This is a genomic window from Catenuloplanes indicus, assembly GCF_030813715.1.
Classification (GTDB): domain Bacteria; phylum Actinomycetota; class Actinomycetes; order Mycobacteriales; family Micromonosporaceae; genus Catenuloplanes; species Catenuloplanes indicus.
Map to the genome: position 1 here is coordinate 7,829,545 of NZ_JAUSUZ010000001.1, position 15,522 is coordinate 7,845,066.

At 74.2% G+C, this 15,522-nt stretch carries 11 protein-coding genes and 1 riboswitch; of the genes, 7 read left to right on the plus strand and 4 right to left on the minus strand.

All coding sequences use genetic code 11. The features are described 5' to 3' along the window. Positions 1-36: 36 nt before the first annotated feature. The 3 genes from J2S42_RS34955 to J2S42_RS34965 are packed head-to-tail and all read left to right on the plus strand — an operon-like array spanning position 37 to position 1,699. On the plus strand, positions 37-492 hold the full coding sequence (locus J2S42_RS34955; RefSeq protein ID WP_307246209.1) for a hypothetical protein: 456 nt from the start codon (positions 37-39) through the stop codon (positions 490-492). Next, entirely contained in the window at positions 486-719 is a 234-nt protein-coding gene (locus tag J2S42_RS34960; protein ID WP_370879320.1) for a helix-turn-helix transcriptional regulator, read from the plus strand. The genes J2S42_RS34955 and J2S42_RS34960 overlap by 7 nt, the downstream gene beginning before the upstream one ends. Continuing rightward, complete coding sequence (locus J2S42_RS34965; protein WP_307246211.1) at positions 716-1,699, plus strand: NAD(P)-dependent alcohol dehydrogenase; 984 nt, start codon at positions 716-718, stop codon at positions 1,697-1,699. Before J2S42_RS34960 ends, J2S42_RS34965 begins: the two co-directional genes overlap by 4 nt. Here the strand turns inward: J2S42_RS34965 and J2S42_RS34970 are convergent. Beyond that, positions 1,680-4,994 carry a LamG-like jellyroll fold domain-containing protein gene (locus J2S42_RS34970; protein WP_307249207.1) on the minus strand — a complete coding sequence of 1,105 codons (3,315 nt, stop codon included), beginning with the start codon at positions 4,992-4,994 and terminating at the stop codon, positions 1,680-1,682. The genes J2S42_RS34965 and J2S42_RS34970 overlap by 20 nt on opposite strands. A gap of 177 nt (positions 4,995-5,171) precedes the next feature. On the opposite strand from J2S42_RS34970, the gene J2S42_RS34975 reads away from it, so the two are divergent. Beyond that, entirely contained in the window at positions 5,172-5,711 is a 540-nt protein-coding gene (locus J2S42_RS34975) for a DUF6886 family protein (protein WP_307246212.1), read from the plus strand. Between the two features lie 46 nt (positions 5,712-5,757). On the opposite strand, the gene J2S42_RS34980 is transcribed toward J2S42_RS34975, so the two are convergent. Together J2S42_RS34980 and cobN are read right to left on the minus strand one after the other, a co-directional pair. Then, the gene (locus J2S42_RS34980) at positions 5,758-6,102 is read right to left on the minus strand and encodes a hypothetical protein (protein ID WP_307246214.1); all 345 of its coding nucleotides are present in this window, start codon (positions 6,100-6,102) and stop codon (positions 5,758-5,760) included. A 410-nt stretch (positions 6,103-6,512) separates the two neighbouring features. Beyond that, positions 6,513-10,115: a cobaltochelatase subunit CobN gene (gene cobN / locus J2S42_RS34985; RefSeq protein ID WP_307246216.1), complete on the minus strand. Its 3,603-nt coding sequence runs from the start codon at positions 10,113-10,115 to the stop codon at positions 6,513-6,515. Positions 10,116-10,172: 57 nt separating this feature from the next. After that, a riboswitch (cobalamin riboswitch) is annotated at positions 10,173-10,297 on the minus strand. Positions 10,298-11,166: 869 nt separating this feature from the next. Between cobN and J2S42_RS34990 the strand changes: the two genes are divergently transcribed. The 3 genes from J2S42_RS34990 to J2S42_RS35000 are packed head-to-tail and all read left to right on the plus strand — an operon-like array spanning position 11,167 to position 14,770. Then, positions 11,167-12,642 (plus strand): ferredoxin-like domain-containing protein, encoded by a 1,476-nt coding sequence (locus tag J2S42_RS34990; RefSeq protein WP_307246218.1) that lies wholly within the window; start codon positions 11,167-11,169, stop codon positions 12,640-12,642. Continuing rightward, a complete protein-coding gene (locus J2S42_RS34995) occupies positions 12,639-13,271 on the plus strand; it encodes a precorrin-8X methylmutase (RefSeq protein WP_307246220.1) in 633 nt (210 codons plus the stop codon). Before J2S42_RS34990 ends, J2S42_RS34995 begins: the two co-directional genes overlap by 4 nt. After that, positions 13,271-14,770, plus strand: a complete 1,500-nt coding sequence (locus tag J2S42_RS35000; RefSeq protein ID WP_307246222.1) for a precorrin-2 C(20)-methyltransferase — start codon at positions 13,271-13,273, stop codon at positions 14,768-14,770. The genes J2S42_RS34995 and J2S42_RS35000 overlap by 1 nt, the downstream gene beginning before the upstream one ends. Here J2S42_RS35000 and J2S42_RS35005 read toward each other — a convergent pair. Next, positions 14,742-15,506: a cobalt-precorrin-6A reductase gene (locus J2S42_RS35005; RefSeq protein WP_307246224.1), complete on the minus strand. Its 765-nt coding sequence runs from the start codon at positions 15,504-15,506 to the stop codon at positions 14,742-14,744. The genes J2S42_RS35000 and J2S42_RS35005 overlap by 29 nt on opposite strands. Positions 15,507-15,522: the final 16 nt, after the last annotated feature.

Genomic DNA, 15,522 nt, shown 5'->3' on the forward strand with positions numbered 1-15,522 from the left:
TTCTAGACATGATGTCCGGCTTCCTTTACCTTGGTGATGTCAAAGATTCTGTACATCACCGGCAGCCGGGAGTCCGTCATGACGCTGGAGGAGAGACGCGCCTGGATCAGGCTCGTCGTCGCGGTGCTCGCCTACGCGGCGTACGCCGTGGTCGTCGCGGCGCGCGCGGCCGGTGGCCCGCTCACCGACGTGCCGTACGGTGGCGTGCTGCTGCTGTCCGTCGGCGGCGCGATAGCCGCGAGCGTGCTCGCCGAGACGTTCCTCGGCGGCCGCTCCCGTGAGATCGACGTGCGCGACCGGGAGATCGGCCGGTTCGGCGACCACACCGCACAGTCGTTCGTGGTCATCGGCGCGGTCGCCGGCATGCTGATGGCGATCGCCGGCTGGGACCACTTCTGGATCGCCAACGTCATCTACCTGTGCTTCGTGCTCTCCGCCGTGCTCGGCGGCGTCACCAAGGTGATCCTCTACCGCACGGGCATGCCGTGGTGAAGCCGACACGGGTGACGAACAGCATCCGCGCGCTCCGCTTCGCCGCCGGTGAGATGACCCAGGCCGACCTGGCCCGCCGGATCGGCGTCACCCGCCAGACCGTCATCGCGATCGAGCAGGGCCGCTACTCGCCCTCGCTGGAGATGGCCTTCCAGATCGCCCACGTCTTCGGCGTGCCGCTCGAGGACGTCTTCCAGTACCCCTCGTCACCGGGAGAGCCCACATGAGAGCCATGATCAATCGACGGTACGGGGATCCGTCCGCCGTCCTGCAACCGGCCGACCTGCCCCGTCCCACGCCCGGCCGCGGCGAGGTGCTGGTCGAGGTCCACGCCGCCGCCGTCGACCCGGGCGTGTGGATCCTGATCACCGGCCGCCCACCCGCCGCGCGCCTGGCGTTCGGCGTGCGCCGCCCCCGGCAACCGGTTCGCGGCCGGGACCTGGCCGGTGTCGTCGTCGCGGCCGGTCCCGGCGTCACCGCGTTCACGGCCGGTGACGAGGTCTACGGCACCAGCGGCCGCGGCTCGTTCGCGGAGTTCACCGTGGCGCCGGTGCGCCGGCTGGCCCGCAAGCCCGCGCGGCTGTCGTTCACCGAGGCCGCGGCGATCCCGGTCTCCGGCCAGACCGCGCTGGACGCGATCCGCGCCGCCGGCCCGCTCACCGGCCGCCGAATAATGATCATCGGGGCGGGCGGCGGCATCGGTGCGTTCGCGGTCCAGCTCGCGGTCGCCGCCGGCGCACACGTCACCGCGGTCTGCGGCCCCGGCAAAGCACCGCTGATGGAGTCGCTCGGCGCGGACCGCGTCATCGACTACACCCGCGCGGAGATCGACAGCCACGGCCCGGTGCACGACGTCATCCTGGACACCGCCGGCTGCCGGCCGTTCCCGCTGCTCCGCCGCGCGCTGACGCCGACCGGCACGGTCCTGCTGGCCGGCGGCGGCCACGACGCACCCGGCTTCCTCGGCGGCTTCACCCGCCAGCTGCGCGCCCCGCTGGCCGGCCTGTTCGGCCGCCGGCGCCTGCGCCCGGTGGCCGGCCACGAACGCGCGGCCGGTCTGGAGGAGATCAACCGGCTGGTCGAGGCGGGGCGGCTCACCCCGGTGATCGACCGGACGTTCCCGCTCACCGAGGCCGCGGCGGCCGTCGGCTATCTCGCCCGGGGCCACCCCACCGGCAAGATCGTGGTCACCGTCGAGCGATCGTAGTGATCTCCGCCGGGGTGAGCGGCCGGTCGTAGGCGCGGATGTCGTCGATCGCGCCGCCGAACCGGTCCGTCCAGGCGCCGTCGACCAGCGCGCGCCCGGCCAGCAGCGGCCCGGACGCGTTCCAGCGCACCGGCCGGCCGACCGTGTCCTCGGCCGTACCGTCGACGAACAACGTGACCCGCCCGGTCGCCGCGTCGTACGTCACCGCCAGATGCGTCCACGTCCGCAGCCGCGGCGTGGACGTCGACGTGACCATGTCGACGTCCGGCCCGCGCGAGTCGGTCCGCGGGAACAGCGCCCGCCAGGTGTCCGTCACCCGGTCGTACCGCACGACGAACCCGCTGGTCGTCGTCCCCGGCTGGGAGAGAATGCCCCGGTTGCCGCGCCGGTCGTTGATGAAGACCCAGGCCATGACCGAAAAACTCTGATCGGTACGGACCGCCGGACGCACCGACGCGGCATAGCTGTCCGAGGTGGACGCGGACAGCTGCACCGCGTGCCCGGACCCGTCATGCCCGGCCGGTGCCCAGCCGGTGATCGGCGAGAGCAGCGCGCCGTTGCCCCCACCGGAGCCGTCCACCAGCGTACGCCCGGTACCGACATCCGCCGGCCACCACAGCGCGAGACCGTCGGTGACACCGTCCGGCGGCGTCATCCGGGCCGGCCGCGGGGGAGCGGCCACCGGCCCACCCGCCCCGGAAGCGGGCGCGGCCGGAGTCGGCGGCACGGCCGGTTCCAGATTGTCCACCAGCAGCGTCCGGGTGGCCGGCACGGCGGCGACACCGATCATCAACGCACCGGTGGCGAGCGCGGCCACCGTGATCCGCCGCCGCCGCGCATTCCGGCGGTGCATCAGCTCCAGCCCGGTCGGCGGGGCCTTCCCGGCGTTCTTGCCGGCCGGTTCGGGTCTTCCGGCGTTCGGGCCGTCCGGTTCGGTCATCGCGGCGTCCTGGCCGGCCGGTGCCGTTTTGTCGGCGTTCTTGCCGCCCGGGTCCGCCCTCTCGGCATCCTTGCCGGCCGGCTCGGCCTTCGCGGCGGCTTCACCGCCCGGCGAGGACACCGGCGCCGGCTCACCCACGGAAAGGCCGCCCGGCGCCTCACCGGCCGGAGGAAGGTCTTCGTCGATCGCACCGGACCCCGGGCCGTCGCCGAACGAGCCGCCCGGGAGCGGGCCGGCCATCGTCCCGGGCTCATCGCTCGTGCCCGCGTCGCTTGTGTCCGCGCCTTCGGCACTCGCGTCCGCGTCGACATCACCAGGGTCGCTTGAGCTGGTCCTCTGCGCGCCACTCGCGCCCGTGCTGATCGAGTTCGCGCCACCGGCGCCGGTCATCCCGGTTGCGCCGGTGCCGCCCGCGCGTGCGTCGCCGGCACTCGCGACGCTCGCGTGTGCGCTGCTCCCGCCCGCGTTGGCGCCGCCGGTGCCGGTGCCGCTCGCCCCCGGATCGGCCGCGATACCGGCGCTGCCCGCAGTACCGGCGGTGCCTGTGACGCTTGCGTTGCTGGCACTGCTGGCACTGCTGGCACTGCTGGCACTGCTGGCACTGCTGGCACTGCTGGTACTGCTGGTACTGCTGGTACTGCTGGTACTGCTGGCGCTGCCTGCGTCGCTGGCGATACCGGCGCTGGCACTGCCCGCGATACCGGCGCTGCCCGCGCTGCCGGGACTGCCCGTGCTGCCCGCGTCTTGGTTGGTCGCGCTACTCGCGCCACCGTCCCCTTCGCCGGTGTTGGTGGAGCCTGTGCTGTCCGCGCCTGTGCCGGCGTCGATCGCTCTTGCTCCGATCGCGCCGTCGCGGCCCGCGCCGCCGCCGTCGCCCGCACGCGTGGCGTTGATCATGGGGAAGTGGTCCGCCGCAACGCCGGCCGAGTCGGCCTCGATAGCGTCGTCACCGTTTCGCACGCGGTCGTCCGCTGCCGTGCCGTTGTTCACGGAATCAACCGCACCCGCGCGATCCGTCGTGGGGCCCCGGCCGCTCGCGGTCGTGCCGCTCGCGGTCGTGCCGCCCGCGAGGCCCGGCACGCTGTCGCTGACGACCGGCGGCGCCGGCCTTGCCGCACCGGTCGCGGAATCAGCCGTCGAGGTGACATCCGTGGCACCGGTCCGCGCCTCGGCGGTGCCGTGCGAACCCGCCCGGCCGCCCGGCCGGTGCCGATTCGGGCGCTCCCCGTCCGTACCGCCGGAGGGGTTCTGTGCCGTGCCCGCCTCGCCGGAACGCGCGGGAGAGCCGGACCCGGCATCGGGAATCGCGGCCGCACCCCACCGGCGGCGCTGCCGCCCGATCCCGAAGACCGATCCACGCTCCGCCCTGGACGCCGCCGGCGGCCGCGCACCGCCGTCATCGCCCGCCGGCGTGCCGGCCGACGATCCCGCCGGCGTGCCGGCCGATGACCCCGCCGGCTCCCCGGCGGACGGACCCGCCGGGGAGCCGGGCGGCGAACCGCCGGCCGGCCCCGCCGGAGAACCGGCCGACGTGTCCGCCGGCGCGGACGACGGCGTCCCCGCGGAATCGGGCGTCCGCCTCGCGCCCGGGACCACCGACGGTGGCTCCTGCCACGTGTCCGGTGCGGACACCGGGTAGCCGGCCGCTGCCTGCACCTCGCGCAGCCGCGCCGCGAACGCGCGCGCCGACCCGGCCTCGATCGCCGACGGTACGCCCAGCGCCGCGCCGAGCACGTCGGCCAGTCCCGGTACGGCCTGCACGCCGGCGGTCGCCAGACCCGCTCGCACGCCGAAGCCGGGTTGCGGCACCGTGCCGGTGAGCAGTGCGAACAGGACCTCGCCGAGCGCGGAGACGTCCTCGGTGCGGGATGCGTCCGCCGATCCGACGCGGAAGTCGGACAGCATCGGGTTGCCGTCCAGGTCGAGGAGCACGTTGGACAGCCGGACCGCGCCGTGCGGCACGCCGAGCCCGTGTGCGTAGGTGAGCGCGTCCGCCAGCCGTACGCCGGCGGCCAGCACCCACGCCTGGTCGACCGGGCCGGTACGCAGCAGCGCCTCGCCGAGCGTGCCACCCTCGGCGAGCCGCATCGCCTGCCAGGCGCGGCCGGTCGGGGTGACGCCGACCGCGTACACGGCCGCGATCGACGGGTGCCCGCCGAGCCGCCCGATCGCCACGCACGCGTCCTGGAACGCGAGCACGGCCGCCTCGCTCCGCACGTACCGGTGGAAGAGTTTCAGCGCGACCCAGCGCGCGGCGCGCTCGTCCCAGGCCCGATAGACGGTGGCGCCGCCGCCGGAGCCGATCCGATGGGTGCCGGTGTATCCGGCGGGGGTGTCGATCCCCGGACCGCTCATCACGTCCACGTGCTGCTCCGCCTTCCGCAACGGCTTCCGAACGCCGGACGACCCGGATGACCCGGACGATCCGAACGCCTGACGATCCGAACGCCTGACGACGAAGCAAACGCGACACCCCGCGCTCCGGCAACGGCCCCGCGACGGGCGGAAAAGCGCTCGCGATTGAATCGGGGGATGCGTCCCGAACCCGGCCAGGTCCTGCACTTCTCCGAGGACCCCGGCATCGCCCGTTTCGTGCCGCACGTCGCCGCGACCAGTACCCGGACCGAGCCGCTGGTCTGGGCCGTCGATCACGACCGGGCACCGGACTACTGGTTCCCCCGCCAGTGTCCGCGTGCCATGGCCTGGCTGATAGCCGGCACCACCGGCGACGACCGGGACCGGATCCTCGGCCCGGGCGGCGGCACGCGGGTGCACGCGATCGAGTACGGCTGGCTGGAGGCGATCCGCACGGTCCACCTCTACGCGTACCGCCTCCCGGCGGACCGGTTCACCCCGATCGGTGACCCGGAGCCGCACGCGCACGCCGCCCGCGAGCCGGTCACCCCGCTCGGCCCGCCCGAGCCGGTCGGCGACCTGTTCGCGCTGCACGACGAGGCCGGTATCCAGCTGCGCGTCCTGCCCACGCTGTGGCCGTTCTGGGACGCGGTCACCGCCTCCTCCCTCGGCTTCAGCGGCATCCGCCTCAGGAACGCCCGGCCACGGGCGGATTGACCCGGGTGCTTCGGGCAGTTGCCGAGCACCTGCTCGGTGCGCACGATCAGCCGTTCCCCGTCCTGCCGGGCCACGCCGCCGACCCGGATCCGGCGCCGTGCAGCGGGTCGCCGGGCGCGGGCAGCGCGTCGACCGCGATGGTCCGCTCGTCGGCCGCCTGCACGAACCCGGGCCGTCCGGTGAGGACCGTGGACCAGAGCGCGCCGTGGCCGTTCGCGGCCCCGGCGATCAGCATGTGCTGGGCGCGCAGGAACGGGACGAACCCGAGCGGGATCTCCGCCCCGAACATCGGCGAACCGCGCCCGGGCCCGCCCTCGCCGGCCCGCTCCTGCACCGCCTGCTCGCCGGCGTGGTCGCCGCCCGCGGCCCGTCCGGCCGAAAACTCGATCATGAGCCCTCCCCAGTTCTGGATTCTGGAGGACAAAATCAGCGCAGAAAATGCCGTCAGGGGCGCAGCGCCCGGAGTCCGATCGTGGCGGTGGCGCGCAGCGTGGCGGCCGGCGCGCGCCCGCCTGCGCGTTGACCCGGATGCCCGCGATCAGCCCGGAGATCGTCCAGGCCAGGTCCGCCGGGCTCTGCTCCCGGGTGATCGAGCCGTCGGCCTGCCCGGCGCGCACCGCGAGCGCGATCGCGTCCTGCCGGCGCCGACGGCCGTGCAGAGCTGCTCGGTCGTGGTGTCCGCGAAGCCGTGCCGGCGGAACGTGGCGGCGGCGGCCGCGAGCGCGGTGGTCTCGTCGAACGTGCGGGGCCGGGCCATGCGCCCGGCCCTATACCATTTTTGACTTTGGAATACAGAACCGCTCAGCGGTCCTCGAGGTCGCCTTCGGTACGCAGGTACGCCTCGCGCAGCCCGTCCAGCGTGGCCTGGTCCGGGTGCTCCCACATGCCCCGGTCCGCGGCCTCCAGCAGCCGCTCCGCGATGCCGTGCAGCGCCCATGGGTTCGACTGCTCGAAGAACTTCCGGTTCTCCTCGTCCAGCACGTAGGTCTGGGCGAGCGTGTCGTACATCCAGTCCGCGACCACGCCCGCGGTCGCGTCGTAGCCGAACAGGTAGTCCACGGTCGCGGCCAGCTCGAACGCGCCCTTGTAGCCGTGCCGGCGCATCGCCGCGATCCAGCGCGGGTTGACCACCCGGGCCCGGAACACGCGCGCGGTCTCCTCGGAGAGCGCGCGGGTGCGGACCGCGGAGGGCTGGGTGCTGTCGCCGATGTACGCGCGCGGTGCGGTCCCGGTCAGCGCGCGCACCGTGGCGATCATGCCGCCGTGGTACTGGAAGTAGTCGTCCGAGTCCGCGATGTCGTGCTCACGCGTGTCCACGTTCTTCGCCGCGATCGACATGCGCTTGTAGACCGTTTCCATGTCGGCCCGCGCCGCCACGCCGTCCAGCCCGCGGCCGTAGGCGTAGCCGCCCCACACCGCGTACACCTCGGCCAGGTCCGCGTCGCCGCGCCAGTTCCGGCTGTCGATCAGCGGCAGGATGCCGGCACCGTAGGCGCCCGGCTTCGACCCGAAGACCCGCAGCGTGGCCCGCCGTTCGTCACCGTGAGCGGCGAGATCGGCCGCCACGTGCGCCCGGACGAAGTTGAGTTCCGGCGACTCGTCGAGCGAGGCGACCAACTGCACCGCGTCGTCCAGCAGCGCCACCACGTGCGGGAACGCGTCCCGGAAGAACCCGCTGATCCGGATCGTCACGTCCACCCGGGGCCGGCCCAGCTCGTCCAGCGGGATCACCGCGAGCCCGTTCACCCGGCGCGACGCCTCGTCCCAGGTCGGCCGTACGCCGAGCAGCGCCAGGATCTCCGCCACGTCGTCACCGGCCGTGCGCATCGCGGCCGTGCCCCACACCGACAGCCCGACCGACCGCGGCCACTCGCCGGTGTCCGCGCGGTAGCGGCCGACCAGCGAGTCGGCCATCGCCTGCCCGGTCTCCCAGGCCAGCCGGCTCGGGATCGCCTTCGGGTCCACCGAGTAGAAGTTCCGGCCGGTCGGCAGCACGTTGATCAGGCCGCGCAGCGGCGACCCGCTCGGCCCGGCCGGCACGTAGCCGCCGTCCAGCGCGTGCAGCAGGTGCGCCATCTCGTCCGTGGTGCGATCCAGCCGCGGCACGATCTCCGTCGCGGCAAAAACCAAGATCTTTTCAACCAGCTCCGGGGTACGTACGGCCGCGCGCGACACCGCACTCCGAGCGGCGGCGGGGTCCCACCCTGCCGTTTCCATCTCCTCGACCAGGGACTTCGCCACCGCTTCCACCGCGTCCACGTCGGACATCGACTCCGAGCCGTCCTCGGCCAGGCCCAGCGCCTCGCGCAGCCCGGGCAGCGCCGCGACCTGGCCGCCCCACATCTGCCGGGCCCGCAGCATCGCCAGCACCAGGTTGACCCGGGCCTCGCCGCGCGGCGGCTCGCCGAGCACGTGCAGCCCGTCGCGGATCTGCACGTCCTTGACCTCGCACAGCCAGCCGTCCACGTGCAGCAGGAAGTCGTCGAACTCCGCGTCGTGCGGCCGGTCCGTGATGCCCAGGTCGTGGTCGAGCTTCGCGGCCTGCAGCAGCGTCCAGATCTGCGCGCGGATCGCCGGGAGCTTCGCCGGGTCCAGCGCCGCGATGTTCGCGTGCTCGTCCAGCAGCTGCTCCAGCCGGGCCATGTCACCGTACGACTCCGCGCGCGCCATCGGCGGCACCAGGTGGTCGACCAGCGTGGCGTGCGCGCGGCGCTTCGCCTGCGTACCCTCGCCGGGGTCGTTGACCAGGAACGGGTAGATCAGCGGCAGGTTGCCGAGCGCCGCGTCCGGCCCGCACGCGGCGGACAGGCCCACGGTCTTGCCGGGCAGCCACTCCAGGTTGCCGTGCTTGCCGATGTGCACGACCGCGTGCGCGCCGAAGTTCGCCGCCAGCCAGCGGTAGGCGGCCAGGTAGTGGTGGCTCGCCGGCAGGTCCGGGTCGTGGTAGATCGCCACCGGGTTCTCGCCGAACCCGCGCGGCGGCTGCACCATCACCACCACGTTGTTGCCGCGCAGCGCGGCCAGCACGATCTCGCCGTCCGGGTCCTGCGAGCGGTCGACGTAGAGCTCACCCGGCGCCGGTCCCCAATGCTGCTCGGTGACCTCGCGCAGCTCCGCCGGCAGCGTGGCGAACCAGGCGCGGTACTCCGCGGCCGGGATCCGCACCGGGTTGCCCTCCAGCTGCTCCTCGGTCAGCCAGTTCGGGTCCTGGCCACCGGCCGCGATCAGCGCGTGCATCAGCGCGTCGCCGTCCTGCGCCGCCACGCCGGGGAAGTCGCCCACGTCGTACCCGCGCTCGGTCATCGCCTTGATCAGGCGCACGGCGGAGGCCGGGGTGTCCAGGCCGACCGCGTTGCCGATCCGGGAGTGCTTGGTCGGGTACGCCGACAGCATCAGCACGATCCGCCGCTCGGCCGGCGGGACGTGCCGCAGCCGCGCGTGCCCGAACGCGATGCCGGCCACCCGCCGCGCCCGCTCCGGATCCGCGACGTAGACGGTCAGCCCGTCCGCATCGGTCTCCTTGAACGAGAACGGCACCGTGATGATCCGCCCGTCGAACTCCGGCACCGCGACCTGGGTCGCCGCGTCCAGCGGCGACAGCCCGTCGTCGTTGCCGTCCCAGGTGGCCCGGTCGCTGGTCAGGCACAGTCCTTGCAGGATCGGCACGTCGAGCGCGGCCAGCGCGCCCACGTCCCACGCGTCGTCCTCGCCGCCCGCCTGCGCCGCCGCCGGCGCGATGCCCCCCGCGCCGCCCGCGGCCAGCACGGTCACGATCAGCGCGTCCGCCTCCCGGAGCGAGTCGAGAAGATCCTCCCCGGGAGTACGCAGCGAGGCGCAGAAGATCGGCAGCGCCTTCGCACCGGCCTCCTCGACCGCGTCCGCCAGCGCGTGCACGAACCCGGTGTTCCCGGCCATGTGGTGCGCCCGGTAGTACAGGATCGCGATCCTCGGCCCGTGCTCGTTCGCGCTCCTCTCCCGGGGCAGGCGCCCCCAGGCCGGAGCCGGTTCCGGCGCCGCGAACCCGTGCCCGGTCAGCAGGATCGTGTCGCTCAGGAAGTGGTGCAGCTCGGCCAGGTTCGCCGGGCCGCCGTGCGCCAGGTACATGTGCGCCTCGGCCGCCAGGTTCGGCGCCACCGTGGACCGCCGCATCAGCTCCGCGTCCGGCGCCTGCTCGCCACCCAGCACCACGACCGGCCGGTCCTGCGCCCGCAGCGCGTCCAGCCCTTCCTCCCACGCTCGGTAGCCGCCCAGGATCCGGACCACCACCAGCTCCGCACCGTCGAGCAGACCCTCGAGATCTTCCACCGCGGTACGGGCCGGGTTCGCCAGCCGGAAGTCCGCCCCGCTGGCACGGGCACTGAGCAGGTCGGTGTCGGACGTCGACAGCAACAGGACGCGGGCCACCGCGGGCTCCTCCCTGGGGTCCGCGCCCCAGATCGTGACGGTTGTCGCGGCGACCGGAGTCTCCTGGCTCCCGGATCGACGCTCGCCCCCACCTTCCCGCCGTACCGTCCGGCAGTGGTCTTGCTGGGGTCCGCTCCCCGGTGACAGTGGCGGGACCGCGCCGGCCTCGCACCGGACTTCCTCCACCGTCGCCGCGCGCTTGTGCAGCCCTCCCACTTTCCCGACCCCGCCACCCACCCGTCAAGCCACCCCCAGTGATCTTGCTCGCCCTCCCCGCTCTCCGAACGCGCCGCGTCTCGCTGTGGCGCTCCGGTCTCGCGGTGGTGACCCGGCTTCGCTGCGCCCTCGGTTTCGCTGCCCCCGGCTTCGCTGCGGTCAGCCGGCTCCGTACGGGCAGCCGGGCGCTCCGCGCTCGAAATATCGCAATATCCCACCCCGCGCGACAGGCGCCGTCGCCGGCGAACGACGCTGCTCAGCCCTGTGTGATCAATCAGTGGAGCGTTTGGGATATCAACTTCGCTAGATGACCTCCTTTTCGCTCCACTGATTGATCACACAGGCTTCAGACCCGCAGCGGATGCGATCACCAAGTGCGGCAGCGGCAGGCTTTATCCGGAAATTTCGGGCGGCTGGCACACCTGTCCGGTGCGGTTCGTGCTTGAGAACGTCGGCATCCGCCGGTTCCGCGGTTGCGGTCGGGTCCCGGGGTGAACGCGCCGGGCACGTTGCGCCCGACATTTCGACATTTACAGGTCTCGCGGTTGCGGTCGCCCCTCGCGCCAGACACACCGGGCGCTTCGCGCCCGACATTTCGGCGTTTAGCGCCGCTGGCCCCGCAGCGCCCCGCGCTTCGGCCCGAAACGTCAGTAGCGGCCGGGCCTCGGCATCGATCCCTCACCCCGGCCCCGGAACGCTCGGACCCGCGGACGGTGAGGCGTGCCTACGGCAGTGGTACGGACCCGGTGCGTGCGGCGGGCGCGGTTGTGACGCACGTCGGGTCGTGGTGGCCGAAGGTGAAACGGTCTCCGCGACAACCCGTAGTATCCGCCGCATGTCCCCGCTTCCCGCTTCCGATCACCGGACCGTGCCGCAGCCGGCACCCTCCGGCGTCTCCGGCGGCGTGACGCGCACCGGTCCGGATGCCTGCCCGACCGCGCTCCAGGTCCACGCGGCCGCGGACGGCGGCCTGGCCAGGGTGCGGATTCCCGGCGGCGTGATCACCGCGGACCAGGCCCGGGTGCTGGCCCGCGCCGCCCGCGACCTCGGCGACGGCCACCTCGACCAGACCTCACGCGGCAACCTCCAGCTCCGCGCGCTCCCGCCCGGTGCCGAGATCGAACTCGGCGCCCGGCTGGCCGACGCCGGCCTGCTGCCCTCCGCCACCCACGAACGCGCCCGCAACATCGTCGCCTCCCCGCTGAGCGGCCTCGACGGTGCCACGCTGATCGACGTGCGCCCCTTGATCGACGCGCTCGACCGGGCTCTGCTGGCCTCGCCCGCGCTGGCCGCGCTCTCCGGCCGCTTCCTGTTCGCCCTCGACGACGGGCGCGGCGATGTGGCCGCCCTCCGCGCCGACGTCTGCCTCGCCGCCACGAACACCACCGAGTTCGCGCTGCTGCTCAACGGCGTCGACCACGGCCTCCGCGTCCCCATCACCGCCGGAGCGAACAGTCCCGCACCCGCCGGCGCGAACAGTTCCGCGCCCGCCGAGGCGAACGGCCCCGGTCCCGCCGAGGCGAACGGCCCCGCGTCCGCCGAGGCGACGCTTTCAGGTGGCGCCCAGGTGGCCGGTGTCATGGTCGCGGCCGCGGAGGCCTTTCTCGCCGAGCGCGCGGCGCAGGGTTCCGCTGGCTGGCGCATGTCCGAGATCGATCAGGGCGCGGACCGCGTCGCCGCACGTCTCGGCGCGACCGTCGCCGCACGTCTCGGCGCGACCGCCGCCGCGGTCACCCCGGCCTGGACGCCGCCTGATCCGCCCGCCGGCGTGATCACCGGTGCCACTGGCGCCACCGCGCTCGCCGCGATCATCCCGCTCGGCCGGATCTCCGCGACCCAGCTCGACCTGCTCGCCGCCGTCGCCGCCGAGGGCGCGGGCGAACTGCGCTGCACGCCGTGGCGCGGCGTCGTCATCCCCGGCCTGCCGGACGCCGCCCGGCTGCCCGCCCTGGCCGCCGCCGGACTCGCCGTCGACAAGCACTCGCCCTGGTACGGCATGACCGCCTGCGCCGGCCGGCCGGGCTGCGCGAAGTCCCGCGCCGACGTGCGCGCGGACGCCACCACGGTCGCGCTCGGCCTGCCGCAAACCGCGCCGGGTCCGCTGCCGGTCCACTGGGCCGGCTGTGAGCGCGGCTGTGGTCACCCCGCCACCCCGCACGTGCGCGTCCTCGCCGAGCCCGGCGGCTACCGCGTCGACGTGCCCGGCCGCACGCCCGCGGTGGCCCTCACCGATCCCGGCCGTCTCGCGGCGGCCGTCGCGGCCGCGCGGGCGGCCGGCACCTCGAACACCGCACAGGAGACCGGCGCGTGACCGATTATGACTATGTCCGGGACGGCGCGGAGATCTACCGCCGCTCGTTCGCCACGATCCGGGCCGAGGCGCGGCTGGACGGGCTGCCGACGGACGTCGCGCGCGTCGCGGTCCGGATGATCCACTCCTGTGGGATGACCGATCTGGTGGACGACCTCGCGTACTCCCGGGACGTGGTGGCCAAGGCCACCGCGGCGCTGCGCGCGGGCGCGCCGATCCTCTGCGACGCGCACATGGTCGCGGCCGGTGTCACCCGGAAGCGGCTGCCCGCGGACAACGAGGTCGTCTGCACGCTGCGCGACCCGCGCGTACCGGCGCTGGCGGACGAGCTGGGCACCACGCGTTCCGCGGCGGCGCTGGCACTCTGGCGGGACCGCCTCGACGGCGCCGTGGTCGCGATCGGCAACGCGCCGACCGCGCTGTTCCGGCTGCTGGAGATGCTGGACGCGGGCGCGCCCCGGCCGGCCGCGATCATCGGCATCCCGGTCGGTTTCATCGGCGCGGCCGAGTCGAAAGAGGCGCTCGCCGTACACCCGATGGGTTGTGAATTTCTGGTTGTGCACGGCCGCCGAGGCGGCAGCGCGATGACCGCGGCGGCGCTCAACGCCATCGCCAGCGAGGAGGAATGATGAGCGGTCGGCTCTACGGCGTCGGGCTCGGACCGGGCGATCCGGAGCTGGTGACCGTCAAGGCCGCCCGCCTGATCGGCGCCGCCGACGTGATCGCCTTCCACAGTGCCCGGCACGGGCGCAGCATCGCGCGCGGGATCGCCGCACCCTACCGGCGGGACGGCCAGATCGAGGAGGCACTGGTCTACCCGGTGACCACCGAGACCACGAACCATCCGGGCGGCTACCGCGGCGCGCTGGAGGACTTCTACGCGGAGGCGGCCGCCCGGCTCGCCGCGCACCTCGACGCGGGCCGCGACGTGGTGGTGCTGTGCGAGGGCGACCCGTTCTTCTACGGCTCCTACATGCACATGCACAAACGCCTTTCCGCACGGTACGTCACGGAGGTCGTCCCCGGCGTCACCTCGATCGCGGGCGCCGCGGCCGAACTCGGCCGTCCCCTGGTCGAGGCCGAGGAGACGCTGACCGTGCTGCCCGGCACGCTGCCGCCCGCGGATCTGGCCGCCCGGCTCGCGTCGGCCGACTCCGCCGCGATCATGAAGCTGGGCCGGACGTTCGGCGCGGTCCGCGACGCGCTGGAGACCGCCGGCCGGCTCGACGACGCCTGGTACGTCGAGCGCGCCACCACCGCGCAGCAGCGCATCGCGCCGCTGTCCGAGGTGGACCCGGCGACCGTGCCGTACTTCTCGGTCGCGCTGCTGCCCAGCCGTGTGCACGCGGCGACCGCGGCCGCGCTGGCCTCGGCTGCCTCGGCGGAGGAGCCGGCCGGTGCGGTGACCGTCGTCGGGCTCGGGCCGGCCGGCCGCGAGTGGCTGACGCCGCAGGCACAGGAGGCGTTGAGCGCGGCCACCGACCTGGTCGGGTACGGTCCGTACCTGGACCGGATCCCCGGTAACCCGCGGCAGGTCCGGCACCCCAGCGACAACCGGGTCGAGTCGGAGCGCGCCGAGTTCGCGCTGACGCTCGCGTCCCGCGGCCGGCGGGTGGCCGTGGTGTCGTCCGGCGACCCCGGCGTCTTCGCGATGGCCAGCGCGGTGCTCGAGGTCGCCGCGACCGAGCCGTACGCGTCGGTCCCGGTCACCGTGCTGCCCGGCCTGACCGCGGCGCAGGCGGTGGCGAGCCGGGTCGGCGCGCCGCTCGGCCACGACTACGCGACCATCTCGCTCTCCGACCGCCTCAAGCCGTGGGACGTGATCGCGGAGCGGCTGTCCGCCGCGGCCCGCGCGGACCTGGTCATCGCGGTCTACAACCCGGCGTCGAAGTCCCGCACCTGGCAGGTGGAGAAGGCCCGCGACCTGCTGCTCGAGCACCGCTCACCGGACACGCCGGTGGTGCTGGGCCGCGACGTCGGCGGCCCGGGCGAGCGGATCAGCGTGGTCCGCCTCGCCGACCTGGACCCGGACGCGGTCGACATGCGCACGCTGCTGATCATCGGCTCCTCGCAGACCCGCCACGTGAACGGCACGGTCTTCACACCGCGCCGCTACCCGGCGGACTGAGCCGCAGACCCGTCACCCAGGCCACCGCGTCCGGCGCGGTGGCCACCGACGGCACGCCCGGGGACACCGGTGGCCGGTCGACCATCACCACCGGGAGGCGGAGCAGCCGGGCCGCGTCCAGCTTGGCCGCGACCGCGGGGCTGCCGCTGTCCTTGGTGACGACGACGTCGATCCGGTGTGCGCGCAGCAGCGCCTCCTCGCCGTCGGCCGTGAACGGGCCGCGCTCCAGCAGCACCGTCATCCGCGCCGGGACCGGCGGCTCCGGTGGCTCGACGGCCCGGACCAGGAACCAGACCCGGTCCAGGCCGGCGAACGCGGCCAGCGTCTGCCGGCCGGTGGTGAGCAGCGCGCGGCGCCCGACGCCGGGCAGCACGGCCGCGGCCTCCGCGATCGACGGGACCCGTCGCCAGTCGTCACCGGCCCGCTCGGTCCAGCCGGGCCGGCGCAGCACGAGCAGCGGTACGCCCACGTCGTGGCAGGCCCGGACCGCGGACGCGCTGATCACGGCCGCGAACGGATGGGTGGCGTCGACGACCGCGTCCACCCGGGACGCACGCAGCCATGCGGCGAGCCCGGCCGCGCCACCGAAGCCACCGATCCGCACCTCGCCCGGCGGCAGCAGCGGTGTGCTGGTGCGGCCGGCCAGCGAGCTGACCACCGCCAGGCCGGGCAGCGCGACCAGCGCGGCGGCCAGCGTCCGGGCCTCGGCGGTGCCGCCGAGGATGAGCACGCGCATGCCGTTGATTTGATCA